At 59.3% G+C, this 24,039-nt stretch carries 23 protein-coding genes; 13 read left to right on the top strand and 10 right to left on the bottom strand.

The features are described 5' to 3' along the window. The first annotated feature begins 136 nt into the window (after nt 1-136). Both BMY55_RS04535 and BMY55_RS04530 read left to right on the top strand, forming a co-directional pair. Complete coding sequence (locus BMY55_RS04535; RefSeq protein WP_091428691.1) at nt 137-571, top strand: universal stress protein; 435 nt, start codon at nt 137-139, stop codon at nt 569-571. A gap of 25 nt (nt 572-596) precedes the next feature. Next, nucleotides 597-2,141: an alanine/glycine:cation symporter family protein gene (locus tag BMY55_RS04530; RefSeq protein WP_091428689.1), complete on the top strand. Its 1,545-nt coding sequence runs from the start codon at nt 597-599 to the stop codon at nt 2,139-2,141. Nucleotides 2,142-2,228: 87 nt separating this feature from the next. Here the strand turns inward: BMY55_RS04530 and lpdA are convergent, their stop codons facing one another. The 8 genes from lpdA to mdh all read right to left on the bottom strand — a co-directional run bounded on the left by lpdA (nt 2,229) and on the right by mdh (nt 12,373). Next, nucleotides 2,229-3,614 (bottom strand): dihydrolipoyl dehydrogenase, encoded by a 1,386-nt coding sequence (gene lpdA / locus BMY55_RS04525; protein WP_091432025.1) that lies wholly within the window; start codon nt 3,612-3,614, stop codon nt 2,229-2,231. A gap of 87 nt (nt 3,615-3,701) precedes the next feature. Continuing rightward, the gene (locus BMY55_RS04520; RefSeq protein ID WP_091428687.1) at nt 3,702-4,091 is read right to left on the bottom strand and encodes an MAPEG family protein; all 390 of its coding nucleotides are present in this window, start codon (nt 4,089-4,091) and stop codon (nt 3,702-3,704) included. 13 nt (nt 4,092-4,104) lie between these two features. Then, complete coding sequence (locus BMY55_RS16715) at nt 4,105-4,518, bottom strand: hypothetical protein (RefSeq protein ID WP_143064281.1); 414 nt, start codon at nt 4,516-4,518, stop codon at nt 4,105-4,107. A 13-nt stretch (nt 4,519-4,531) separates the two neighbouring features. After that, on the bottom strand, nt 4,532-6,028 hold the full coding sequence (gene odhB, locus BMY55_RS04515; RefSeq protein WP_091428685.1) for a 2-oxoglutarate dehydrogenase complex dihydrolipoyllysine-residue succinyltransferase: 1,497 nt from the start codon (nt 6,026-6,028) through the stop codon (nt 4,532-4,534). A gap of 3 nt (nt 6,029-6,031) precedes the next feature. Next, nucleotides 6,032-9,010, bottom strand: coding sequence for a 2-oxoglutarate dehydrogenase E1 component (locus tag BMY55_RS04510; RefSeq protein ID WP_091428683.1), 2,979 nt, complete (start codon nt 9,008-9,010; stop codon nt 6,032-6,034). A gap of 60 nt (nt 9,011-9,070) precedes the next feature. After that, entirely contained in the window at nt 9,071-9,955 is an 885-nt protein-coding gene (gene sucD, locus BMY55_RS04505) for a succinate--CoA ligase subunit alpha (RefSeq protein ID WP_091428681.1), read from the bottom strand. 4 nt (nt 9,956-9,959) lie between these two features. Then, nucleotides 9,960-11,153: an ADP-forming succinate--CoA ligase subunit beta gene (gene sucC, locus BMY55_RS04500; protein WP_091428680.1), complete on the bottom strand. Its 1,194-nt coding sequence runs from the start codon at nt 11,151-11,153 to the stop codon at nt 9,960-9,962. A 257-nt stretch (nt 11,154-11,410) separates the two neighbouring features. After that, complete coding sequence (gene mdh / locus BMY55_RS04495) at nt 11,411-12,373, bottom strand: malate dehydrogenase (protein WP_091428678.1); 963 nt, start codon at nt 12,371-12,373, stop codon at nt 11,411-11,413. 158 nt (nt 12,374-12,531) lie between these two features. Between mdh and BMY55_RS04490 the strand changes: the two genes are divergently transcribed. The 11 genes from BMY55_RS04490 (at nt 12,532) to BMY55_RS04440 (ending at nt 20,826) form a co-directional block, all read left to right on the top strand. Continuing rightward, the gene (locus BMY55_RS04490) at nt 12,532-13,290 is read left to right on the top strand and encodes a sulfite exporter TauE/SafE family protein (protein WP_091428676.1); all 759 of its coding nucleotides are present in this window, start codon (nt 12,532-12,534) and stop codon (nt 13,288-13,290) included. 111 nt (nt 13,291-13,401) lie between these two features. Beyond that, nucleotides 13,402-14,250, top strand: a complete 849-nt coding sequence (locus tag BMY55_RS04485; RefSeq protein WP_091428674.1) for an HpcH/HpaI aldolase/citrate lyase family protein — start codon at nt 13,402-13,404, stop codon at nt 14,248-14,250. Nucleotides 14,251-14,264: 14 nt separating this feature from the next. Continuing rightward, nucleotides 14,265-14,813 (top strand): NnrU family protein, encoded by a 549-nt coding sequence (locus BMY55_RS04480; protein WP_091428673.1) that lies wholly within the window; start codon nt 14,265-14,267, stop codon nt 14,811-14,813. 3 nt (nt 14,814-14,816) lie between these two features. Then, nucleotides 14,817-15,020 (top strand): DUF1737 domain-containing protein, encoded by a 204-nt coding sequence (locus BMY55_RS04475; RefSeq protein WP_091428671.1) that lies wholly within the window; start codon nt 14,817-14,819, stop codon nt 15,018-15,020. Then, nucleotides 15,020-16,054, top strand: a complete 1,035-nt coding sequence (locus tag BMY55_RS04470) for a MaoC family dehydratase (protein WP_091428669.1) — start codon at nt 15,020-15,022, stop codon at nt 16,052-16,054. Before BMY55_RS04475 ends, BMY55_RS04470 begins: the two co-directional genes overlap by 1 nt. A gap of 254 nt (nt 16,055-16,308) precedes the next feature. After that, complete coding sequence (gene sdhC / locus BMY55_RS04465; protein ID WP_091428668.1) at nt 16,309-16,692, top strand: succinate dehydrogenase, cytochrome b556 subunit; 384 nt, start codon at nt 16,309-16,311, stop codon at nt 16,690-16,692. An 11-nt stretch (nt 16,693-16,703) separates the two neighbouring features. Beyond that, nucleotides 16,704-17,075 (top strand): succinate dehydrogenase, hydrophobic membrane anchor protein, encoded by a 372-nt coding sequence (gene sdhD, locus BMY55_RS04460; RefSeq protein WP_091428665.1) that lies wholly within the window; start codon nt 16,704-16,706, stop codon nt 17,073-17,075. A gap of 18 nt (nt 17,076-17,093) precedes the next feature. After that, nucleotides 17,094-18,899: a succinate dehydrogenase flavoprotein subunit gene (gene sdhA, locus BMY55_RS04455; RefSeq protein ID WP_091428663.1), complete on the top strand. Its 1,806-nt coding sequence runs from the start codon at nt 17,094-17,096 to the stop codon at nt 18,897-18,899. Nucleotides 18,900-18,911: 12 nt separating this feature from the next. Next, the gene (locus BMY55_RS04450) at nt 18,912-19,691 is read left to right on the top strand and encodes a succinate dehydrogenase iron-sulfur subunit (protein ID WP_091428660.1); all 780 of its coding nucleotides are present in this window, start codon (nt 18,912-18,914) and stop codon (nt 19,689-19,691) included. Then, entirely contained in the window at nt 19,691-20,404 is a 714-nt protein-coding gene (locus BMY55_RS04445; RefSeq protein ID WP_091428657.1) for a ZIP family metal transporter, read from the top strand. The genes BMY55_RS04450 and BMY55_RS04445 overlap by 1 nt, the downstream gene beginning before the upstream one ends. After that, nucleotides 20,401-20,826, top strand: coding sequence for a DUF3052 family protein (locus BMY55_RS04440; RefSeq protein ID WP_091428654.1), 426 nt, complete (start codon nt 20,401-20,403; stop codon nt 20,824-20,826). The genes BMY55_RS04445 and BMY55_RS04440 overlap by 4 nt, the downstream gene beginning before the upstream one ends. A gap of 3 nt (nt 20,827-20,829) precedes the next feature. Here the strand turns inward: BMY55_RS04440 and BMY55_RS04435 are convergent, their stop codons facing one another. After that, nucleotides 20,830-23,352 (bottom strand): ABC transporter permease, encoded by a 2,523-nt coding sequence (locus tag BMY55_RS04435; RefSeq protein WP_091432022.1) that lies wholly within the window; start codon nt 23,350-23,352, stop codon nt 20,830-20,832. Then, nucleotides 23,352-24,020 carry an ABC transporter ATP-binding protein gene (locus tag BMY55_RS04430; protein WP_091428651.1) on the bottom strand — a complete coding sequence of 223 codons (669 nt, stop codon included), beginning with the start codon at nt 24,018-24,020 and terminating at the stop codon, nt 23,352-23,354. The genes BMY55_RS04435 and BMY55_RS04430 overlap by 1 nt, the downstream gene beginning before the upstream one ends. Nucleotides 24,021-24,039 lie beyond the last annotated feature (19 nt).

Raw genomic sequence — 24,039 nt, 5'->3', positions numbered from 1 at the left:
CCGATCAATCAGGTATGTTCGATAGTTTTTACGTAAAACATCCTTCATTGCAAGAAATTAAGGAACCTTTTCAGATCAACCGCTGCTAGGCTACAGTTGCTTAACACGTGACACGTTCACCCAAGGGAGGAAGAAAATGTCCAATAAGATCGTCGTCGGATACGATGGCAGCGACAGTTCCAAAGCGACGCTGGATTTCGCGGTTCGGCTGGCCAAATCGCAGGGCGCTGCACTTGTCGTGGCGCATGTGCTGGAATGGTCACCCTATTCATTCCTGACACCAAACGAGATCGAAGAACGCCACAAACGGCGCGGTGAGGAGTTGGAGCGCGCGGAAAAGGCAGTGCTGACGCCCGTCGTCAAGGGGCTGGCCGACAGCGGGGTCAAGGTCTCGACCGCCCTGAAATACGGCGGCATCGCTGATACGCTGTGCGATATCGTGAAAGCCGAGGGTGCCACGCAAGTGATCGTTGGCCGCACCGGCAATTCGGGCCTGTCATCACGCATCTTCGGCTCGGTCGCGGGCACATTGGCGCAGATCTCGCCGGTGCCCGTCACCATCGTTCCTTAAAAAAACAATGCGAACAGGGATAGTTATGAATTACTCAATCAAGGCAGCGGCATGGGCCGCACCGGCCATGCTGGCGGCGACAGCGCCCGCGATGGCCCAATCCATGGACCAGAAAATCAACGACATATTTGCCAGTTCAACCGGCTGGTTCGTCAACTTCATCTTCAGCCCTTTCCCCGGCACGTCCTTCCCGTGGATCGTTGCTTGGCTGGTGGTTGCGGCAACGGTCTTCACAATCTATTTCGGCTTGATCCAATTCCGGGCCTTCCCGCATTCGATCGCGCTTGTGAAAGGCGATTACTCTGACCCCAATGACGCCGGTGAGGTCAGCCACTTCCAAGCCTTGGCAACCGCCCTTTCAGGCACGGTCGGGCTTGGCAACATCGCAGGTGTGGCCGTCGCGGTCGGCATCGGAGGGCCAGGTGCCACCTTCTGGATGATCCTTGCGGGCCTGTTGGGCATGGCGTCGAAGTTTACCGAATGTACGTTGGGTGTGAAATACCGTAACGAATACGAGGATGGCACCGTGTCGGGTGGCCCGATGTATTACATGACCAAGGGCTTTGCCGAGCGCGGCCTGCCCGCTGGCAAATTCATGGCGGTCTTGTTCTCGATCTTCTGTATCTTGGGCGCATTGGGCGGCGGGAATATGTTCCAGGCCAATCAGGCACATGCACAAATCACAAATGTGGTCGGAGATTTTCCGGGCTGGATCACCGGTATCATCTTCGCTGGCATCGTTTTTGCGGTAATCGTGGGCGGTCTGAAATCCATCGCCAGCGTGACTGAAAAAGTTGTGCCGTTCATGGGTGTGCTCTACGTGTTGACCGCCTTGATCATCCTGCTGATAAACGCAGACATGATCGGCTGGGCGTTCGGCCAGATCTTCGCAGGCGCTTTCACCGGTCTTGGTGTTGCTGGCGGTATGGTTGGTGCACTGATCCAAGGCTTCAAACGGGCGGCGTTCTCGAACGAAGCCGGCGTTGGGTCGGCTGCGATTGCCCACTCGGCCGTGCGCACCAAGGAACCGATCACCGAGGGCTTTGTGTCCCTGCTTGAGCCGTTCATCGATACCGTCGTGATCTGCACCATGACGGCGCTTGTGATCATCATCACGGGCCAATTGATCAGCGATCCTGCAACCGGTATGTATCTGCTGGATGAAGGCGGGGCGACGATTCAGACCATTGACGGCAACAAGGGGGTTGCGCTGACATCGGCTGCATTCTCGGCCTCGTTCGGTTGGTTCAAATATGTCCTCGCCATCGCGGTGATCCTGTTCGCTTTCTCGACCATGATCAGCTGGTCCTACTATGGCCTCAAGGCGTGGACTTTCCTGTTCGGCGAAGGCCAAAGGAAAGAACTGACCTTCAAGGTGATCTTCTGCATCTTCGTGGTGATCGGTGCCTCGGCCAACCTTGGTCCGGTGATCGACTTCTCGGACGCGGCGATCTTTGCCATGGCGGTCGTGAACATCCTGGCGCTGTATTTCCTGATGCCCGTCGTGAAGCGCGAGTTGGACAGCTACCTGTCGCGCCTCAAGTCGGGCGAGATTCGGAAATTCGAATGAGATGACACCGGACACAGAGATGTGTCAGAAAAGACGAAAGCCACCGGAGCGATCCGGTGGCTTTTTTTCATGCGTGTCTACGAGGGATTACGCGTGGATCGCGCCATCGCCACAAGCCAGCGCGGCCTCGCGCACAGCTTCCGAGAAAGTCGGGTGGGCGTGACAGGTGCGGGCCAGGTCTTCGGCTGATCCGCCGAATTCCATCAGCACGCAAGCCTCGTGGATCAATTCGCCCGCCGCTGGGCCCATGATGTGGACGCCCAGAACGCGGTCGGTGTCCTTGTCAGCCAGAATTTTTACAAAGCCCTCGCCCTGGAACACGGCCTTGGCGCGGGCATTGCCCATGAAGCTGAACTTGCCGACCTTGTAGCCGCGGCCCTCTTCCTTCAACTGTTCCTCGGTCTTGCCGACAGAGGCCACTTCAGGCGCTGTATAGACGACGCCCGGAATGACATCATAGTTCACATGGCCCGCCTGGCCGGCAATCGCCTCGGCCACCGCAATGCCCTCGTCTTCCGCTTTGTGAGCCAGCATCGGGCCTTCGATGACATCGCCAATGGCCCAGACACCCGACACGGAGGTTTTCCAATGATCGGTCGCGATCTGCCCGCGTTCGGTCATTTTCATACCCAGCGCGTCCAGACCCAACCCTTCGACATACGGACGGCGGCCTGTGGCAACCAGCACCACATCGGCATCAATCGCGTGCTCGCTGTCATCCTTGCGCAGCTTGTAGTTCACAGTCGCCTTCGTTTTCTTGGCGTCCACATTCTGAACAGCCGCGCCCATGACAAAGCTCAGCCCCTGCTTTTTCAGCGCACGCTGGAAGGTCTTGGCCAGATCGCTGTCCATCCCTGGTGTGATGGCGTCAAGGAATTCAACGACCGTAACCTCGGTGCCCAGACGTGCATAAACCGACCCCATCTCAAGCCCGATCACACCGGCCCCGATCACAACCATCTTCTTGGGAACCTTCGGCAATTCAAGCGCACCGGTCGAGGTCACGACGATTTTCTCGTCCACCTCGACCCCGGGCAGGGTCGACGGCTCGGACCCGGAGGCAAGTACGATGTTCTTGGCGTTGTGGACTTCGTCGCCGACCTTGACCTGACCGGCGGCGGGGATCGACGCCCAGCCCTTGATCCAGTCGACCTTGTTTTTCTTGAACAGAAACTCGATGCCCTTTGTGTTCTGGCCGATGACGTCATCCTTATAGGCCAGCATCTGCTTCCAATCGACCGAAGGGCTTTTGCCCTTCAGACCCATCTTGGCGAAGTTGTGTTCGGCCTCGTGCAGGCTGTGCGATGCGTGCAAAAGCGCCTTGGACGGAATGCAGCCGACGTTCAGGCAGGTGCCGCCCAAGGTCTCGCGCCCTTCGACGCACGCGGTTTTCAGGCCAAGCTGTGCACAGCGTATCGCGCAGACATAGCCGCCCGGACCGCCGCCGATGATGATTACGTCATAGTCTGCCATGTGTCTTGTTCCTTTCATTTGGGGTCTGGGCGTGGCGTATGTCCGCCATCGTCCCGCTCACCCCGGAGCATTCTTGCCTAGTGATATTCATATGAGCGCCGAGATCAACATCACGGTCGTCGCAAGGAAGCCCACGAACCAGATCAGCGAGCGCCATGGCGCCCAGCCAAACAGGTAGGCGGGAAGATACAACAGCCGAGCGCCCAGATAGACATAGCCGCATGTCGCCGTCGTCGCGGTGGACCGGCCCGAGAGCGTGACGACCACGACTGCCGCCGTGAACAGGATCAGCCCTTCGAAATGGTTATTCAACGCCCGCTGCGCCCGACCTGCGATGCCCGTCAGCTCCCGCGGCTTGTCACGGGGCGAGGCCGCGTATTTCGACCCCACCTGCATCTGCGCCAGAACGGAGTAGATGCAGAACTGGACCACTTGCAGCAGGCCTGCGAGGGCGAGGATGGTGAGTTCGGGGGTCATAGATCCATCCCTTTCATTCGATCTTCAATGAGCGAACCTCCGAAACAAGCTGTTCTATCGCACCTGAACAATGGATCTCCAAATCCGATATTGAAGTTACATCGTGTGACAAGCACCAATTCAGTTCGCGGCGGATGACCTCTTGGATACTAGTACCCAACGAGATCTCAGTTTCTTTGGGGCGATAAAGTAGATAGTTTTTCGCCCCAAAGTTAACCAGTCTATCAGCGGTTTTTCGGTTCCAGCCGAGCTCTCGACAAGATGCTTTTAGCGATTTTGCTAGATCTTTAACCTCAGATTGAGTTGCTTGTGCTCTAAGATGACGGCGGAAAACGACAACAATCAACAGTTGGTCGAACAAGGTTCCCTCGCGGCTAGATAAACCACGCTTCATCGGATGCAAATCTTCGAACAACCTTTTGAACATCCGAAGTTCAGCCTCACAAATCCATCAACAACCGACGCGGATCTTCCAGTGCTTCTTTCACGCGCACAAGGAAGGTCACGGCACCCTTGCCGTCAACGATGCGGTGGTCATAGGACAGTGCCAGATACATCATCGGGCGGATCACGACCTCTCCGTTGATCGCCATCGGGCGGTCCTGGATTTTGTGCATACCAAGGATACCCGACTGCGGTGGGTTCAGGATCGGCGAAGACATAAGCGAGCCATAGACACCGCCGTTCGAGATGGTGAAGGTGCCGCCCTGCATTTCGTCCATCGACAGCTTGCCATCACGGGCGCGGCGGCCCTTTTCGGCAATGGCTTTTTCGATCGCGGCGAAGGACATCGCATCGGCGTCATTGATCACCGGCACGACCAGACCCGTGGGCGTGCCCGCAGCGACGCCCATGTTCACGTAGTTCTTGTAAACAATGTCGGTGCCGTCAATCTCGGCGTTCACCTCGGGCACCTCTTTCAGCGCGTGACAGCAGGCCTTGGTGAAGAAGGACATGAAGCCCAGGCGCACGCCGTGTTTCTTTTCGAACTCGGCTTTGTATTCGTTGCGCAGCGCCATCACCTCGGTCATGTCGACCTCGTTATAGGTGGTCAGCATGGCGGCGGTGTTCTGGCTGTCTTTCAGGCGGCGCGCGATGGTCTGGCGCAGGCGCGTCATTTTCACGCGTTCTTCGCGGGCGGGGTCCCCAGCGGCACGCGGTGCGGCGGGCGCGGCAGCAGGCGCAGGGGCAGCTTTCGGAGCGGCCACGGCGGCAGCGACGTCATGCTTCATCACGCGACCATCGCGCCCCGTGCCTTGCACGTCGCCCGGTTTCAGACCGGCTTCGGCCATGGCTTTCTTGGCCGATGGGGCATCTTCCACGTCCTTGCCGGTCGTTGCGGATGCCTGTGCCGCGGCGGGTTTGGGCGCGGGTTCGACAGCCCCATCTGCACTGCCGCTGATCACCGCGAGCTTGGCCGAGGCATCGACGGTGGTGCCTTCGGCGGCAAGAATTTCGGTCAGCACACCACCGGCAGGGGCTGGGACCTCGACCGACACCTTGTCGGTTTCCAGTTCGCACAGCATTTCATCCTGTGCCACGGTATCGCCAACCTGTTTGAACCAGCTTGACACGGTCGCCTCGGTCACGCTTTCGCCAAGGCTGGGCACCATGACATCGACGGCAGGCGCATCATCGCCAGAGGCGGCGGGCGCGGTGTCGGCTTTCTTCTCGGGTGCAGGTGCCGGGGCCGCCCCTTCGCCTTCGCTGATGGTTGCCAGAAGCGCGTCGACACCCACGGTTTCACCTTCGGCGGCGACAATCTCACCCATCACACCGGCGGTGGGCGACGGCACTTCGACCGTCACCTTGTCGGTTTCAAGCTCGCAGAGCATTTCGTCCACCGCCACGGCATCACCGGGTTTCTTGAACCATGTGGCGACCGTGGCTTCGGTGACGCTTTCGCCCAATGTTGGGACCCTTACTTCGATGCTCATGGCTTATTTCCCTTCCAGGTTCAGCGCCGCGTCCACGAGCGCCTCTTGTTGTGCTTTGTGCTGAGATGCCAGACCGGTGGCAGGCGATGCCGATGCCGGGCGACCGGCATAGACGGGCCGCGTGTGCTTGGCCCCGATCCGGGTCAGCACCCATTCGATATTCGGTTCAACGAAGAACCAGGCACCCTGGTTCTTGGGCTCTTCCTGGCACCAGACGATTTCCGCCCCTTTGAAACGTTCCAACTCCTTCACCAGCGACATGGCGGGGAAGGGATAGAACTGCTCAAGGCGCAGCAGATAGACGTCTTCAATGCCGCGACGGTCACGTTCCTCCAGCAGGTCGTAATAGACCTTGCCCGAACACATCACGACGCGCTTGATCTTCTTGTCCGTGACAAGCTTGGCCTCGGACCGACCTGTGCCGTTGTCACGGTCGCCATCATCCCACAACACGCGGTGGAAACTGGACCCTTCGGTGAAGTCTTTCGCGTTCGACACCGCAAGCTTGTGACGCAGCAGCGACTTCGGCGTCATCAGGATCAGCGGCTTGCGATAGCCGCGATGCAACTGACGGCGCAGAATGTGACAATAGTTGGCGGGCGTGGTGCAGTTGGCGACGATCCAGTTGTCACCGCCACACATTTGCAGGAAGCGTTCCAGCCGGGACGAGCTGTGTTCCGGCCCCTGCCCTTCATAACCATGCGGCAGAAGAACCGTCAGGCCGGACATCCGAAGCCATTTCGACTCGCCAGACGAGATGAACTGGTCGAACATGATCTGCGCGCCGTTGGCAAAGTCGCCGAACTGCGCTTCCCACATCACCAGCGCGTTGGGTTCGGCCAGCGAATAACCATATTCGAACCCAAGAACCGCGTATTCCGACAGCATCGAGTCGATGACCTCGTAACGTGCCTGACCTTCGCGCACGTGGTTCAGCGGATAATAGCGTTCTTCCGTGTCCTGATTGATCAGGCCGGAATGGCGCTGGCTGAACGTGCCACGCGTGGCGTCCTGCCCCGACAGGCGGACCGGGAACCCTTCCGTCACCAGCGAGCCGAAGGCAATCGCCTCGCCAGTGGCCCAGTCAAACCCTTTGCCGCTGTCGAACATCTCTTTCTTGGCGTCCAGCAACCGGCCCACGGTTCTGTGCAGAGGGAAACCTTCCGGCACCGTGGTCAGCGCCTTGCCGATCTCGGCCAGCGTGTCCGACGAAATCTCGGTCTTGCCACGCTGATATTCGTCGCTTTCCTTGTCCAGATGCGACCAGCGCCCATCCAGCCAATCGGCCTTGTTGGGTTTGTAGTCCTTCCCGGCCTCGAACTCCTCGTTCATCTTGGCCTGGAACGCAGCTTTCATATCTTCAATCTCGCCAGCCGGGATCAACCCGTCTTTCACCAAACGATCAGTATAGATCTGAAGCGTGGTCTGGTGTTTCTTGATCCGCTTGTACATCAGCGGGTTGGTGAACATCGGCTCGTCGCCTTCGTTGTGACCGAAGCGGCGATAGCAGAAAATGTCCAGAACCACGTCCTTGTGGAACTTCTGGCGGAACTCAATCGCGACGCGGGCCGCGTGCACCACGGCTTCGGGGTCATCCCCGTTCACGTGGAAGATCGGGGCCTCCACCATCAGCGCGATATCCGTCGGATAGGGTGACGAACGGCTGAAATGCGGCGCGGTGGTGAACCCGATCTGGTTGTTCACCACGATATGCATCGTGCCGCCGGTCTTGTGACCGACCAGACCCGACAGACCAAAGCCTTCGGCCACAACACCCTGACCGGCAAAGGCCGCGTCGCCGTGCAGAAGGATCGGCAGAACCTGATCGCGGTCCTTGTCGTTCATCTGTTCCTGCTTGGCGCGCACCTTGCCCAGCACCACCGGGTTCACGGCCTCAAGGTGGGACGGGTTCGCGGTCAGCGACAGGTGCACGATATTGCCATCAAACTCGCGGTCCGAACTCGCGCCAAGGTGGTATTTCACATCGCCCGAGCCATCGACCTCTTCCGGTTTGAAGCTGCCACCCTGAAATTCGTTGAAGATCGCGCGATAGGGTTTTTGCAGCACGTTGGCCAAAACCGATAGGCGACCACGGTGCGGCATCCCGACTACGATGTCTTTCAGGCCAAGCTGACCACCACGCTTGATGATCTGCTCCATCGCGGGGATCAGTGCTTCGCCACCGTCCAGACCGAACCGTTTGGTGCCCATGTATTTGACATGCAGGAACTTCTCGAAACCCTCGGCCTCGACCAGCTTGTTCAGGATGGCTTTGCGGCCCTCGCGGGTGAACTTGATCTCGCGATCAAACCCTTCGATCCGTTCCTTCAGCCACGCCGATTGAACCGGGTCCGAGATATGCATGTATTGCAGCGCGAACGTGCCGCAATAGGTGCTTTTCACAATCGCCAGAATTTGCCGCATCGAGGCGACTTCCAGCCCCAGCACATTGTCGATGAAGATCGGACGATCCATATCGGCTTCGGTGAACCCGTAGGAGGCCGGATCAAGCTCGGGATGATCCGACGCCTCGCGCATCCCGAGCGGATCAAGATTGGCGGCCAGGTGGCCCCGGATCCGATAGGCGCGGATGATCATCAGGGCGCGAATGCTGTCCAGCACGGCGCGCTTGACCTGATCGTCGGACAGTTGAACACCTTTCTCAACCGCCTTGGCTTCGATCTTCTTGCCTGCGGATTTGACCTCGACCACCGGTTCTTCGGGCCACTGCCCGTCCAGCCCGTGAACCCGGTCGCCGGTCGGCATCGGCGGCCAATCCGCCCGCGCCCAGGACGGTCCCGCCGCCTCGGCTGTCACGTCACCGCCGTCATCCCCAAGCTCGGTGAAAAACGCCTGCCACGCGGCATCCACCGCGTTGGGATCGCGCGCATATTGGGCGTAAAGCTGTTCAAGATACTCGGCATTGTGACCTTGCATGAAACTTGATGCATGAAAAAGGTCGTTGGGGCTCTGATCCGTCATGGGTTCACCTGAAAATTGGAAAACACGCGCCCCTGCGTCCAGGGGCGCGCGCCTTGATGTTTATTTGCCGATCGCTTCCAGCACGGCCTCGCCCAGCGTGGCTGGGCTGTCGGCAACCACGATGCCAGCGGCACGCATGGCTTCGATCTTGTCTTCGGCGCCACCTTTGCCACCCGCAACAATCGCGCCAGCATGGCCCATACGACGACCCGGAGGTGCCGTGCGGCCCGCGATGAAGCCCGCAACCGGCTTCCAGCGGCCTTTTTTCTTCTGTTCGGCCAGGAACTCGGCGGCTTCTTCTTCTGCCGAACCACCGATTTCACCGATCATGATGATCGACTGCGTTTCGTCGTCATCCAGGAACATGTCCAAAACGTCGATATGCTCGGTGCCTTTGATGGGGTCGCCACCGATGCCAACCGCAGTCGACTGGCCCAAACCGATATCCGAGGTCTGCTTCACAGCCTCATAGGTCAGGGTGCCGGACCGCGACACAACACCGACCGAGCCGCGCTTGTGGATGTGGCCGGGCATGATGCCGATCTTGCAGGCGTCGGGCGTGATGACACCGGGGCAATTCGGCCCGATCAGACGGCTTTTCGAACCGTCCAGCGCACGCTGCACCCGCATCATGTCCAGCACCGGAATGCCTTCGGTGATGCAGACGATCAGTTCCATCCCGGCGTCGATCGCTTCAAGGATCGAGTCCGCTGCGAAGGGCGGTGGCACATAGATCACAGAAGCGTTGGCTTCGGTGACGTGCTTGGCCTCGTGCACCGAGTTGAAGACCGGAAGGTCCAGATGCGTCTGCCCCCCTTTGCCCGGCGTCACACCGCCGACCATCTTGGTGCCATACGCAATGGCCTGTTCCGAGTGAAAGGTCCCCTGCGAGCCGGTGAAGCCCTGACAGATGACCTTGGTGTTTTCGTCGATGAGAACTGCCATTGTCTTACCCCTTCACCGCTTTCACGATTTTCTCTGCGCCGTCGGATAGGTTGTCTGCCGCGATGACATTCAAACCGGAACCGTTGATGATGGCTTTGCCCTCATCCACGTTGGTGCCTTCCAGACGCACGACCAGCGGAACTTGCAGACCGACCTCTTTCACCGCGGCGACAACGCCTTCGGCGATGACGTCACAGCGCATGATGCCGCCGAAGATGTTGACCAGGATGCCTTTGACCTGCGGGTCCGAGGTGATGATCTTGAAGGCCTCGGTCACTTTCTCTTTGGTGGCGCCGCCGCCGACGTCAAGGAAGTTGGCCGGTTCAGCGCCATAAAGCTTGATGATGTCCATCGTGGCCATCGCCAGACCAGCACCGTTCACCATGCAGCCGATCTCTCCGTCCAGAGCGATGTAGTTCAGGTCGTATTTCGACGCTTCCAGCTCTTTCGGGTCTTCTTCGGTGGTGTCGCGCAGTTCGGCAACATCCGGGTGACGGTAAATCGCGTTGCCGTCGAAGCTGACTTTCGCATCCAGCACTTTCAGATCACCGCTGTCGGACACGATCAGCGGGTTGATCTCCAGCATCTCCATGTCCTTCTCGACGAAGGCTTGGTAAAGCTGGCCCATCAGTTTGACGCACTGCTTGATCTGCGCGCCTTCAAGCCCCAGCGAAAACGCGATGCGGCGGCCGTGGAAGCCTTGGTAGCCTGTCGCGGGGTCGACCGAGAAGCTCAGGATCTTTTCGGGGGTTGCGGCTGCAACCTCTTCGATGTCCATGCCGCCTTCGGTCGAGCATACGAACGAAATGCGCGAGGTTTGGCGATCAACCAGCAGAGCGAGGTAAAGTTCACGCTCGATACCGGAACCGGCCTCGATATAGATGCGGTTGACTTGCTTGCCCGCCGGGCCGGTCTGGTGTGTGACCAACGTGCGGCCCAGCATCTTTTTGGCTTCCTCGGCGGCTTCTTCGACCGATTTGGTCAGGCGGACACCGCCCTTTTCGCCAGCGCCAGCTTCCTTGAACGAACCCTTGCCGCGGCCACCTGCGTGGATTTGTGCTTTCACCACCCAAAGGGGGCCGTCGAGTTCACCTGCGGCGGTCTTGGCTTCTTCTGCTCTCAGAACAGCGCGCCCGTCAGAAACGGGGGCACCGTAGGATTTCAGAAGGGCCTTCGCCTGGTATTCATGAATGTTCATGAAGTCATCCTATCCAGTTGGTCCATTTGGTCGGGGACACCATGCACAACTGGCGGAAGTGTCGAAAACACTTTCTGCTGAATTGGTGGATTTTTGCGCTAAACCTGCTTTTTTGTGATCACACGCGAAAATACTGTGATCACAAAAAATCTTCACCTGCGCAGAAACGCAGAAATCTCGTGATTCTAAAGGCGCTTCGGTCACATGAAAAAAGGCGCCCCTGAATGGGACGCCCCGATTCTGTTTGACTGATGATATCAGGCCAGAGAGCTGTCGATCCCTTTACAGGCTTCAACCAGACCCTTCACGGCATCGACGGATTTGTCGAACATCGCCTGCTCGTCTTTGCTGAGCTTGATGTCGATCACCTTCTCGATGCCGTTGGCACCGATGACGGTCGGCACACCAACATAAAAGCCGTCCAAGCCATAAGCGCCGTCCACATATGCCGCGCAGGGCAGGACGCGTTTTTGGTCGTTCAGATAGGCTTGCGCCATCTCAATCGCCGAAGCCGCAGGCGCATAGTAAGCCGACCCGGTTTTCAAAAGCCCTACGATCTCGGCCCCACCATCGCGGGTGCGCTGAACGATCGCGTCCAGTTTTTCCTGGCTAGTCCAACCCATCTCGACCAGATCGGGCAACGGGATGCCACCAACGGTCGAATAGCGGGTCAGCGGCACCATGGTGTCACCGTGGCCGCCCAGAACAAACGCCGTCACGTCGCGCATCGACACGTCAAATTCGACCGACAGGAAGTGGCGGAAGCGAGCCGAGTCCAGAACGCCAGCCATGCCGACCACCTTGTTGTGGGGCAGGCCCGAAAATTCGCGCAGCGCCCAAACCATGGCGTCCAGCGGGTTGGTGATGCAGATCACGAACGCGTTCGGGGCATGTTCCTTGATGCCTTCACCGACCGATTTCATCACTTTCAGGTTGATGCCCAGCAGGTCATCACGGCTCATGCCCGGCTTACGCGGCACACCGGCGGTCACAATGCACACGTCAGCACCTGCGATATCTTCATAGGATGTGGTGCCCGACAGGCTCGCGTCGAACCCTTCGACGGGACCGCTTTCCGCGATATCCAGCGCCTTGCCTTGCGGGATGCCGTCGGCAATATCAAAAAGAACGACGTCGCCCATTTCTTTCAGTGCAGCAAGGTGGGCAAGGGTGCCACCGATCATGCCGCTACCGATAAGCGCAATCTTTGGTCTGGCCATGGGGTTGATCTCCGATCAGTTGTTTTCGGGCGCATGCGTAGTCCGATTATGGCGTTCGTGCAAGGGTGCCGCGCTGCGGCATAAAGCGATGCTTGCCCCTGTGCAGCATTCGCGATAGCGCTAAAACACTCGTTTTCCAGCGGTTTGGGGGATACACCATGCCCGAGGTTCTTGACCTCACATTCTTTGCCTTTGCGATCCCCGCCGTGATCTTTGCAGGCATTTCCAAGGGCGGTTTTGGGTCTGGCGCGGCTTTTGCGGCAACACCTTTGCTGGCGCTGATTCTGGAGCCGGGCGCGGCCATCGGGTTGATGTTGCCGCTGTTGATGCTGATGGATGTAACCGCGCTGAAACCCTATTGGCGCAAGTGGGATACGCCATCGGCCAAGGCGCTGGTTCTGGGCGCGGTGCCGGGCGTTGCGGTTGGCGCATTGTTATATTCCATCGCCGACCCGGACATCTTCCGCTTGTTGATCGGTCTGATCGCTGTGGGCTTCGTCGCGTTTCAGGCCGCACGTGCACGCGGACTGATTACGCCGGCGGCCCACCCGATGTCCGCCGGTCTGGGCGGGTTTTGGGGACTGATTGCCGGGTTTACCAGCTTCATCAGCCATGCGGGCGGCCCTCCGGCCGCGGTGTTCCTGTTGTCGCGGCGGTTGGACAAGACCACGTTTCAGGCGACGACTGTGATCAGTTTCTGGGCAATCAATCTTTTGAAATTCATCCCCTACTTCGCTTTGGGAATTTTCACGTGGCAAACCGCCCGGGCTGACCTGTTCCTGATCCCGTTTGCGGTGATCGGTGTCTGGATCGGCGTCCACATGCACCACCGCCTGTCAGAGCGGGGCTTTTTTGCCTTCACCTATCTGTTCCTGATCATCACCGGCACGAAGCTGATTTGGGAAGGTCTGACCTGACGAACGCTGCACTGAGGAAATAAGAAACTTCTGCGACGCGGCAAATCCACCCTTGCGAAATGGTGCGCAGATGTGGTCCCTTGCGCAACAATATTGCGGAGATCCAGAATCATGTCGACTCGTCCTTATCGTTCCGTCCTTTATATCCCCGGCTCGAAAGAGCGCGCGTTGGAAAAGGCGCGCAGCCTTTCTGCCGACGCGATTATCTTCGATCTGGAAGATGCGGTCGCCCCCGATGCAAAAATTGAAGCCCGTGCAACTCTGAAGGATGAACTGGACAAGGGCGGTTACGGCAATCGCGCGAAAATCGTGCGGATCAACGGTTTTGACACCGCGTGGGGCAAGGACGATGTGGCCGCGTTTGTTGGGGCGGATATCGACGCGGTCCTGATGCCGAAAGTGGACAGCGCGGCCCAACTGGACGAACTGGCAGCCCTGATCCCGGACGTGGACCTCTGGGCGATGATGGAAACCCCGCTGGGCATGCTGAACGCTGCCGAGATTGCCGCCCACCCGCGCCTGAAGGGGTTCGTGATGGGAACCAATGACCTTGCCAAGGAGCTCAACACCCGTTTTCGCGCCGATCGCCTGCCGATGATGGGCGGTCTGCATATGTGCCTGCTGGCAGCGAAGGCCCACGGTGTGGTGATCATTGATGGGGTCTATAATGCCTTCAAGGATAACGAGGGGTTGAAGGCCGAATGCGAACAGGGCCGTGACATGGGCATGGACGGCAAAACCCTGATCCATCCGGCTCAATTGGACATCGCCAACACGGCTTTCGCCCCGTCGAAGGACGAAATCGACCTTGCCCAACGCCAGATCGCGGCGTTCGAGAAAGCGAAAGCTTCCGGCCTGGGCGTCGCGGTTGTGGATGGTAAGATCGTCGAAAACCTGCATGTTGTGACGGCAAAAGGAATTCTGGCCAAGGCGGACGCTATCACCAAAATGGCCGGCTAACGCGGAGAACACACATGACCATCCTGATTATCGGCATCGCCCTTTGGTATGCCGGGCATTTCTGGAAACGCGCCTTGCCCGCGCGCCACGCTGCGATAGGGGACAAGGCGAAAGGTGTCTCGGCGCTGATCCTTCTTGTGGGCATCGTCCTTATGGTGATCGGCTATCGTAGTGTGGACAGCTATGACCTGATCGCTTATCCGGCCTTCCTGAAACACATCAACAACCTGGCGATCGTCTTCGCGATCTACTTCATGAGCCCCGGCCCATCGAAAGGCGCGCTGTTTTATCGGATGCGTCACCCGATGCTGACCGGCTTCATCATCTGGAGCGTGGCGCATATCGTGGTGAACCCGGATATTGCCTCGATCATCCTGTTCGGTGCCCTGACACTCTGGGCTGTGGCCGAGATCATCGTGATCAACCGGGCCGAGCCGACATGGACCCCACATCCGAAAGGCACGATTGCCAAGGACGGCATGTTTCTTGCTGCGGCGGTGGTTCTGACAGTGATCATCGGCGTTATCCACGGGCTGATCGGCCCCTCACCGTTTGGAATGTAAGCCATGAAGCTCTATCGCCTGCTGACCGAAGAAGACACGTCGGCCTTCTGCCACAAAGTCACCGCAGCACTGAACAAAGGGTGGGAACTGCATGGCGACCCGGCCTATGCCCATGACGCCGCCACCGGTAAGATGCGCTGTGCGCAAGCGGTGGTGAAGGTGGTTCCCGGCGATTACACGCCCGACACAAAACTGGGAGAACACTGATGGCGAAAACCAATCCCGGCCGCTTTTTCGAAGATTACAAGCTGGGCGAAGTGATAGGGCATGCGGTGCCACGCACCGCGGCAGAAGGCGAACGCGCGCTCTATCACGCGCTCTATCCTGCCCGGCATGCGCTTTACTCCTCGGATGAATTTGCGGGCAATTGCGGGCTGGAAGGGTCGCCGCTGGATGACCTGATCGCGTTCCACATCGTGTTCGGCAAGACCGTGCCCGACATTTCCCTGAACGCTGTGGCCAACCTTGGCTATGCCGAAGGGCGTTGGCTGAAGCCCGTCTATCCCGGCGATACGCTGCGCTCATCCTCGGAGGTGATCGGGCTGAAACAGAACTCCAACGGCAAGTCCGGCGTGGTCTGGGTGCGCACGCGCGGTGTGAACCAGATGGACGAGCCGGTGCTGGAATATGTGCGCTGGGTGATGGTGCGCAAAGGCGATCTGGATGCACCCGCGCCCGACACGGTTATCCCTGATCTGAAAGCCACGTTGGACGCCGAGGATCTGGTGATCCCTGCCGGACTATCGCTCGAAGACTACGATTTCAATCTGGCCGGTGAACCGCACCGTTGGGGCGACTATGAGATCGGGGAAAAGATCGACCATGTCGATGGCGTGACCGTCGAAGAAGCCGAGCACATGCTGGCGACGCGTCTGTGGCAGAACACCGCCAAGGTTCATTTCGACGCCACATTCCGTCCGGACGGGAAGCGGTTGATCTATGGCGGCCACGTGATCTCGGTGGCGCGGGCCTTGTCGTTCAACGGGCTGGCCAACGCGCAGATGATCGTCGGCCTGAACGGCGGTGCGCATGCCAACCCCTGTTTTGCGGGCGACACGATCCGCGCCTGGTCCGAGGTTTTGGACAAAGCCGACACGGATGCGCCGGGTGTTGGCGCGATAAGGTTGCGTCTGGTCGCGGTAAAACATGGCGCGCCGGAGTTTTCCCTGAAAGGCGCGGATGGCAAGTATCACCCCGATGTCATGCTGGACCTCGACTATTGGGCGCTGATGCCAAAATAGCCATCGAGGCACCCCATATCGCTACGGGCCAATTACGCCGCGAAGCAGCATATCAACCAGTTTGCCTTATATATTCAGTCGGATATAACGGCTAAATATATGTGATCACAAAAAATAATTCTGTGATCACAAGGTCGAATTTTAGTCCTTGTTAGCGCAATTTCCGCCGAATTCCCCTTCCATAACGCGTGACTCTGCACGGTAAATGACGCTATTCCTGTCCCAACAGTCGCAACAGACAGAAGGAGGCCGCCATGGCCGACGTGAATAGGGGCAATCGCCCACTATCCCCGCATCTGCAGATTTACCGCCCGCAGCTGACCTCCATGACCTCGATTTTCGCACGGATCACCGGCGTGGCCCTGATCGGGGCCGCCATTCTGGTCGTCTGGTGGTTTATCGCTGCCGCGATGGGTCCGGGATATTATGATTTTGTAAACGGTCTGATGACCTCGTTCATCGGGGACGTGATCATGTTCCTCGCGCTTTGGGCTTTGTGCTACCATGCGCTGTCCGGTCTTCGGCACCTGATCTGGGACATTGGCATCGGCCTTGATGTTCCTACCGCAGAAAAGATGGGCCTGGGTGTCATCTTCGGTTCCGTTATTCTGGCGATCATCGTCGCCATCATCGTGTAAGGGGGACGGACATGCACTATCTGACCGACCGCAAACGCGCCGTGGGTAAAGGGGCGTCAGGCTCTGGCACCGAAAACTTCTGGGGTCAGGCTATTTCGGCTGTTGGCCTGCTGATCCTGATGCCGTTGTTCGCGCTGACTTTCGGCTGTGCGCTTGGGCTGCCTTACGAGGAAGCCATCGCATATTATCAACGCCCCTTCCCCGCCATCATCGCCGCGATGACACTTGTGACCGCCATGGTTCACTTCCGTCATGGTATCCAGGTGGTGATCGAGGATTATTCGCGCGGCGTGACCAAGAAGGTCCTGGTGATCTTCTGCACGGCACTTGCCTACACAACACTCGCGATCGGGCTTTATGGCCTCGGCAGCATCGCCTTTTAAGACCGGAGAGCAACCCAAATGGCAGCTTACGAATACGAAACGCACGAATATGACGTGGTCGTGGTCGGTGCCGGTGGCGCTGGTCTGCGGGCCACACTTGGCATGGCCGAACAAGGTCTGCGCACGGCCTGTGTAACCAAAGTTTTCCCGACCCGCTCGCACACTGTCGCAGCCCAGGGCGGCATCGCCGCGTCCCTATCCAACATGGGCCCGGACAATTGGCAGTGGCACATGTATGACACCGTGAAAGGCTCGGACTGGCTGGGTGATACCGACGCGATGGAATATCTGGCCCGTGAAGCGCCCAAAGCGGTGTATGAGTTGGAGCACTACGGCGTTCCTTTCTCGCGCACCGAGGAAGGCAAGATTTACCAGCGCCCCTTCGGCGGCCACACCACCGAGTTTGGTGACGGCCCCCCCGTGCAGCGGACCTGTGCCGCCGCGGACCGGACCGGCCACGCCATCTTGCACACGCTCTATGGTCAGTCTCTGAAAAACAATGCGGAGTTCTATGTCGAGTATTTTGCCATCGACCTGATCATGTCCGAAGACGGTCAGTGTCAGGGCGTTGTCTGCTGGAAGCTCGATGACGGCACCATGCATGTCTTCAACGCGAAGATGGTTGTGCTGGCGACCGGCGGTTACGGACGCGCCTTTTTCTCGGCGACCTCGGCCCACACTTGTACGGGCGACGGTGGCGGCATGGTGGCGCGCGCGGGGCTGGCTTTGCAGGACATGGAGTTCGTCCAGTTCCACCCAACCGGCATCTACGGCTCTGGCTGCCTGATCACTGAAGGTGCGCGGGGCGAAGGCGGTTATCTGGTGAACAGCGAAGGCGAACGGTTTATGGAGCGTTATGCGCCCCAGTATAAGGACCTTGCCCCGCGTGATTATGTCTCTCGCTCGATGACCATGGAAATCCGCGAAGGGCGCGGTGTGGGCGAAGAAAAGGACCACATCTATCTGCACCTCGATCACCTGCCATCTGAGGCTTTGGCCGAACGCCTGCCCGGCATTTCCGAAAGCGCAAAGATTTTCGCAGGCGTCGATGTGACCAAAGAACCGATCCCGGTTCTGCCCACGGTTCATTATAACATGGGCGGCATTCCGACCAACTATTGGGGCGAAGTGCTAAACCCCACCAAAGACGACCCAACCGCTGTCGTGCCAGGCCTGATGGCCGTCGGCGAAGCGGGCTGCGCCTCGGTGCATGGGGCGAACCGCCTCGGGTCGAACTCGCTCATTGACCTGGTGGTCTTTGGCCGTGCCGCCGCGATCCGCGCCGGTAAGATTGTCGATGCTGACAGCGCCAATCCGGTTCTGAACCAAGGCTCGGTTGACAAGGCGTTTGACCGTTTCGACGGATTGCGCAACGCCAATGGTTCCGTTCCAACCGCCGAGCTGCGGCTTGAGATGCAGAAGACCATGCAGGCCGACGCCGCCGTCTTCCGCACGGCCAAGACGCTGAAGGAAGGTGTCAAGAAGATGACCAATGTCGCCGCCAAGCTGGATGACCTGGCCGTTACCGACCGTTCGCTGGTCTGGAACTCGGACCTGATGGAAACGCTGGAACTGACCAACCTGATGCCGAACGCTCTGGCCACCATCCACGGGGCTGAAGCGCGCGAGGAAAGCCGTGGCGCCCACGCCCACGAGGACTTCCCCAAGCGCGACGACAAGAAGTGGCGCGTTCACACTGTCAGCCGCGTCGATGGCAACAAGGTCGATCTAAGCTATCGTCCTGTCATCACCGATCCGCTGACCACCGAGACCGAAGGTGGCATCAGTCTCAAGAAAATCGCGCCCAAAGCGCGGACGTTCTAAGGAGGACACGATATGGTTCAATTCAGACTTCCGAAGAACTCGACCATCCGCACCGGCAAGACCTGGCCCAAACCCGAGGGCGCGACCAATGTCCGCAAGTTCCAGATTTATCGCTGGACACCGGATGACGGGCAGAACCCGAGCGTCGATACCTATTTCGTCGACATGGACAAATGCGGGCCGATGGTTCTGGACGCGCTGATCAAGATCAAGAACGAGATTGACCCGACACTGACCTTCCGCCGGTCCTGCCGCGAAGGCATCTGCGGGTCCTGCGCGATGAATATCGACGGGATCAATACGCTGGCCTGCATCTATGGCATGGACGAAATCAAGGGCGATGTGAAAATCTATCCCTTGCCGCACATGCCGGTGGTGCGCGACCTGATCCCGGATCTGACGCATTTCTATGCGCAGCATGCTTCGATCATGCCGTGGCTGGAAACCAAGACCAACCGCCCCGCGAAAGAGTGGAAGCAGTCCATCGAAGATCGCAAGAAACTGGATGGTCTCTATGAATGCGTCATGTGCGCAAGCTGCTCGACCGCCTGCCCCAGCTATTGGTGGAACGGTGATCGGTATCTTGGCCCGGCCGCGCTTCTGCACGCCTATCGCTGGATCATTGACAGCCGCGACGAAGCCACAGGCGAGCGTCTGGACGAGTTGGAAGACCCGTTCAAACTTTATCGCTGCCACACCATCATGAATTGCGCCAAGACCTGCCCGAAAGGTCTGAACCCGGCCAAGGCGATCGCTTCGATCAAGAAGATGATGGTCGAACGCACGCTCTGATGGGCGCCATCGTTTATGCGACCCTATTGGCCGCCCTCGCCGGGGCGGCCATTCCTTTGGGGGCGTGGCTGGCAAGGTTCGACCGCATTCTGCCCGGCCCTCTGCGCAACGAAGCCAACCACTGGATCATGGCGTTTGGCGCAGGCGCGTTGTTGTCGGCGGTCGCCCTTGTTCTGATCCCCGAGGGGATCGACCGCGTGCCCGGCCTGTTGGCCCTTCTGCCATTGCTTGCAGGGGCAATTGCGGCACTGGTATCGGATATTGCAATGGCGCATCGAGGAGGTTCCAAGGCGCAGTTCATGGCGATGCTGATGGATTTCATCCCGGAAGCCATCGCCATGGGCGCAATCCTGACAGCCGATCCCGGACTGGCGGTGCTGCTGGCCATCCTGATCGGCGCGCAGAACCTGCCGGAAGGGTTCAATGCAGATCGCGAATTGGCAGCCTCGTCCAAGACACCGCGCAGCAAGCGCCTGTTATTGTTTCTCGCCTTGGTGCCAGCCGGGCCACTTGCCGCGGTTCTGGGCATCACGATGTTCTCCGGATGGCCCGAACTGCTGGGCGTTCTGATGCTGTTCTCGGCGGGTGGCATTCTTTACTTGATGTTTCAGGACATCGCCCCGCAAGTGCCAGTGGAACGACATTGGTCCCCGCCGCTGGGGGCAATTATGGGTTTCGCATTCGGGTTGGGCGGACATATCCTGACTCTATGACAAGGTCTTCCGATACACCTCTGGCGAAGAAGCTCGGCCTGAAGGATGGCCAACGCGTAGCATGGCTGGATCGCCCTGCCGCGCATGACCACCTTGTCACCAGCCGCGCCTTTAGGAGTGCGCGAGCCGTCTCAACCGAGGCCTTAAGCGGCCCGTATGACGTGATCCATATGTTTACAGACAGCCGCAAAGCGTTCGAGACCGCGTTGCCGAAATTGCTCGTCACACTGGACAAGGATGGAATGATCTGGGTCTCTTGGCCCAAGAAAACGTCAAATGTTCCCACCGACATGACCGAGGATGTAATCCGGGAAATCGCGCTGCAAACAACGCTGGTGGACGTAAAAGTCTGCGCGGTGGACGACATCTGGTCCGGCCTGAAACTGGTTATTTGCAAGAAGCATCGTGCGACGCACGGTTAAGGTTCATTCTCGCGCGCGAAGCACCCGCGCGGGACGCGCAGACAGTGGTCGCCAAGCATAGAACAATCCAGCAAGCACCGTGGCAACCACGCCGCCCGAAACAATTGCGATGGCATTGGCGGCATCGAAGACGAACCGTTCTTCCATGATGTAATACGTCACGGCCCACCCCGCCAATCCGCCCGCCAGCACTGCGACCGCCCCCGCCGCCGCACCCAACACCGCAGACCGGATCGCGAAGTTTGCCAAGATAACGGGCCGGGTTGCCCCAAGGGTTTTCATCACCGCGGCCTCGTATGTCCGCGCGCGTTCGCCCGCCGCGGCGGCACCCATCAGCACGACAAACCCAGTCAGCAACGTGGCCAGCGCCCCATAAGTGATCGCGGCAGCCACCTGCCCCATGATCCCCGTCACCTGCGTGATCGCATCGCGCACCGAGATCAATGTGATGTTCGGATACGCCCGGCCAAGGTCGCGCAGGATTGCCGCCTCTCCGGCGGCTTGGGAATAGATTGTCGCGATATAGCTGTGCGGTGCGCCCGCCAACGCCGATGGGTTCATGGTCATTACAAAGCCCATCCCGGCTTGGCTGAAATCGACCTCGCGCAGGCTGGTAATTTCGCCGGTTATGTCACGACCCAGAATGTTGACGGTCAGGCTGTCGCCGATACCGATCCCCATCTCCTCGGCCTCTTCAGCAGCAAAGCTGATCTGGGGCGGGCCTTGATAGTCTTCGGGCCACCATTCCCCGTCCACCACCGTGGAGCGGGTGGGCGTGTCGGAATAGGTCAGACCGCGATCCCCGTGCACAACCCAATGTCCGCCCGCGACTTCGCGCGCAGGACGGTCGTTGATCTTGGTAATCACTCCCCGCAGCATTGGGGCGGTATCGATCCGAGTGACCAGCGGGTCGCCCTCCAATCGGGCTTTCACGCCATCAATCTGGTCGGGTTGGATGTCGACTACGAAAAAGCTGGGAGCCACATCTGGCAAGTCACGTGCAATCGCACCGCGCAGGTTGTTGTCGATCTGCCCCACAGCAGCCAGAACAGCCAAACCCAACCCTAGCGACAGAACGACTGCACCCGCTTCGCCCCCCGGCCCACCCACAGCGCCAAGCGCCATTCGTAGGGTCGGCCAGCCACGCATAGCCTTTCGATGCCCAACCCATCGGGCCGCCCAGCGCACCGCCAACCCGGTCAGAACCAGCGCGGCAAATGCTCCCGCCAATCCAATAAAGCTCCACATCGCAAGGCGGGGCATCCCGGACAGGACCGAGGCAGACCAGATCAGCAGCGCAAGGATGGTCAAACACACCCCGATGAACAACGGGCGCGGCAGGCGGGCGCGGCCCAGTGCGGCATCCCGAAACAACGCCGCCGCCTTCACATCCTCGGTTCGCGCCAGTGGCCACAGTGTGAACAACAATGCGGCCAAAACACCGTATAATGCAGCCTCGGCCAAAGGTCGGGCATAGATCGTGATCTCGGCCGTGATGGGCAGCACTGCCGAGATCACCGGAGCCAAGGCCAACGGCACGACAGCCCCTAGCAGAAGCCCCAAAGACAGCCCAATTACGGTTAACAAGCCGATTTGTAGGAAATATGTCAGAAAGATCGTTAATTTGGATGCCCCCAACGCTCGCAAGATCGCAATAGTGCTGGTTTTACCGTCCAGATAGGCGCGCACTGCCGCCGAAATACCGACCCCGCCAACCGCTAACCCGGCAAGTCCGACCAGCACAAGGAACGCTCCAAGTTGATCCACCAACCGTCGCATTCCCGGCGCGCCGTTGCGCGCATCCTGCCAGCGTGCACCTTTCGATTCCAGCGTCGGCATCGTGGCGGCGTAAAGCCCATCAAGGTTTTGCTCTGCCTTTAGGCGCATCTTGTAATGGCTGTTGAACAACGTGCCTTCAGTCAACAGACCCGATCCATCCAATGCGATGCGACGCACGATGGTGCGCGGGCCAAGACCAAAACCGCCACTGGCATTGTCGGGCTCCGTGACCAGTTCGGCCGTCAAGACAAACTCGGCATCGCCAAGTTGGAAAGCATCCCCCAAAGACAAGCCCAGCCGTTCGATCAAAAGGTTGTCCATCACGCCTCCGGGCAGCCCCCGCTGCCCGTCCAGCGCGGCGGACAAGGCTATCGGAGGGTCCAATTCGACCGATCCAACCAACGGATAGGCGTCATCGACCGCTTTGATCTGGGTCAGGGCCCGCTCGTCCCCCACAACCGCCATGGATCGAAAGTCGGCCATCACGGTCATTGCAGCGCTTTCTGATGCCAGCAACGCAGCTTCCGTGTCCTCGGCAAATCGATAGGTGAACGACACCGACGCATCGCCCCCCAGCAAGACCGCCCCTTGCGAGGCCAGTCCCGCCCGAAGTCCTTCGCGCACGCTGCCCACACCGGCAATCGCCGCGACACCCAGCACGAGGCAGGCCAGGAAAATGCGGAACCCACGCATCCCGCCACGCATCTCGCGTCGGGCCAGACGCAAGGCCATGGTCAGCGTCTGCATCATACAAGCACCCCGTCTTGTATCTGAAGGATGCGGTCACAGCGTTCGGCAAGCTCTGGCGCATGTGTCACCAGGATCAGCGTCGCACCATGGCGATCCCGCAGGCCAAACAACAGATCCATGATCGCCGCGCCGGTTTTTCCGTCCAGGTTTCCTGTTGGCTCGTCCGCCAACAGGATTTGGGGGCGCGGGGCGGCAGCGCGGGCCAGTGCCACACGCTGCTGTTCGCCACCAGACATCTGGCTTGGGTAGTGGTCCAGCCGGTGAGACAATCCAACCGCGTTCAATTCTTCCGTTGCGCGCTCAAACGCGTCCGGCGCACCGGCCAGTTCCAATGGGGTCGCCACGTTTTCCAGCGCGGTCATTGTCGGGATCAGGTGGAAAGATTGGAACACCACCCCCATATGATCTCTGCGGAACCGGGCAAGATCGTCCTCGCCCATCGCACTCAGATTCTGACCCAGAACGTTTACCCCGCCGCCGCTGGCCTGCTCCAACCCGCCCAGCACCATAAGGAGAGATGATTTGCCCGACCCCGACGGACCCGTCAGCCCCAATGTCTCGCCCGCGGTAACAGACATGTCTATGCCCTTGAGGATCTCGGTCCGTCCGGCATTATGGCCAAGCGTAAGGCGGGCGTCGGTCAGGGAAATGATCGGCTCTGGCATTGGAAATCCTGTAAGGGGC

Origin of the sequence: Aliiroseovarius sediminilitoris (assembly GCF_900109955.1) — a bacterium.
Classification (GTDB): domain Bacteria; phylum Pseudomonadota; class Alphaproteobacteria; order Rhodobacterales; family Rhodobacteraceae; genus Aliiroseovarius; species Aliiroseovarius sediminilitoris.
This window is presented reverse-complemented; position numbering and strand designations above follow the sequence as displayed.

Excerpts from the sequence above, each read along its gene's own strand:
- BMY55_RS04520 (WP_091428687.1), bottom strand. The coding sequence starts at position 4,091 with ATGACCCCCGAACTCACCATCCTCGCCCTCGCAGGCCTGCTGCAAGTG.
- BMY55_RS04440 (WP_091428654.1), top strand. The coding sequence starts at position 20,401 with ATGACAAGGTCTTCCGATACACCTCTGGCGAAGAAGCTCGGCCTGAAG.
- sdhA (WP_091428663.1), top strand. The coding sequence starts at position 17,094 with ATGGCAGCTTACGAATACGAAACGCACGAATATGACGTGGTCGTGGTC.
- BMY55_RS04535 (WP_091428691.1), top strand. The coding sequence starts at position 137 with ATGTCCAATAAGATCGTCGTCGGATACGATGGCAGCGACAGTTCCAAA.
- BMY55_RS04490 (WP_091428676.1), top strand. The coding sequence starts at position 12,532 with ATGCCCGAGGTTCTTGACCTCACATTCTTTGCCTTTGCGATCCCCGCC.
- odhB (WP_091428685.1), bottom strand. The coding sequence starts at position 6,028 with ATGAGCATCGAAGTAAGGGTCCCAACATTGGGCGAAAGCGTCACCGAA.
- BMY55_RS04485 (WP_091428674.1), top strand. The coding sequence starts at position 13,402 with ATGTCGACTCGTCCTTATCGTTCCGTCCTTTATATCCCCGGCTCGAAA.
- sucC (WP_091428680.1), bottom strand. The coding sequence starts at position 11,153 with ATGAACATTCATGAATACCAGGCGAAGGCCCTTCTGAAATCCTACGGT.
- BMY55_RS04435 (WP_091432022.1), bottom strand. The coding sequence starts at position 23,352 with ATGCAGACGCTGACCATGGCCTTGCGTCTGGCCCGACGCGAGATGCGT.
- BMY55_RS16715 (WP_143064281.1), bottom strand. The coding sequence starts at position 4,518 with ATGTTCAAAAGGTTGTTCGAAGATTTGCATCCGATGAAGCGTGGTTTA.
- sdhD (WP_091428665.1), top strand. The coding sequence starts at position 16,704 with ATGCACTATCTGACCGACCGCAAACGCGCCGTGGGTAAAGGGGCGTCA.
- BMY55_RS04510 (WP_091428683.1), bottom strand. The coding sequence starts at position 9,010 with ATGACGGATCAGAGCCCCAACGACCTTTTTCATGCATCAAGTTTCATG.
- lpdA (WP_091432025.1), bottom strand. The coding sequence starts at position 3,614 with ATGGCAGACTATGACGTAATCATCATCGGCGGCGGTCCGGGCGGCTAT.
- BMY55_RS04470 (WP_091428669.1), top strand. The coding sequence starts at position 15,020 with ATGGCGAAAACCAATCCCGGCCGCTTTTTCGAAGATTACAAGCTGGGC.
- BMY55_RS04475 (WP_091428671.1), top strand. The coding sequence starts at position 14,817 with ATGAAGCTCTATCGCCTGCTGACCGAAGAAGACACGTCGGCCTTCTGC.
- BMY55_RS04480 (WP_091428673.1), top strand. The coding sequence starts at position 14,265 with ATGACCATCCTGATTATCGGCATCGCCCTTTGGTATGCCGGGCATTTC.
- BMY55_RS04430 (WP_091428651.1), bottom strand. The coding sequence starts at position 24,020 with ATGCCAGAGCCGATCATTTCCCTGACCGACGCCCGCCTTACGCTTGGC.
- BMY55_RS04450 (WP_091428660.1), top strand. The coding sequence starts at position 18,912 with ATGGTTCAATTCAGACTTCCGAAGAACTCGACCATCCGCACCGGCAAG.
- BMY55_RS04445 (WP_091428657.1), top strand. The coding sequence starts at position 19,691 with ATGGGCGCCATCGTTTATGCGACCCTATTGGCCGCCCTCGCCGGGGCG.
- sdhC (WP_091428668.1), top strand. The coding sequence starts at position 16,309 with ATGGCCGACGTGAATAGGGGCAATCGCCCACTATCCCCGCATCTGCAG.
- mdh (WP_091428678.1), bottom strand. The coding sequence starts at position 12,373 with ATGGCCAGACCAAAGATTGCGCTTATCGGTAGCGGCATGATCGGTGGC.
- sucD (WP_091428681.1), bottom strand. The coding sequence starts at position 9,955 with ATGGCAGTTCTCATCGACGAAAACACCAAGGTCATCTGTCAGGGCTTC.
- BMY55_RS04530 (WP_091428689.1), top strand. The coding sequence starts at position 597 with ATGAATTACTCAATCAAGGCAGCGGCATGGGCCGCACCGGCCATGCTG.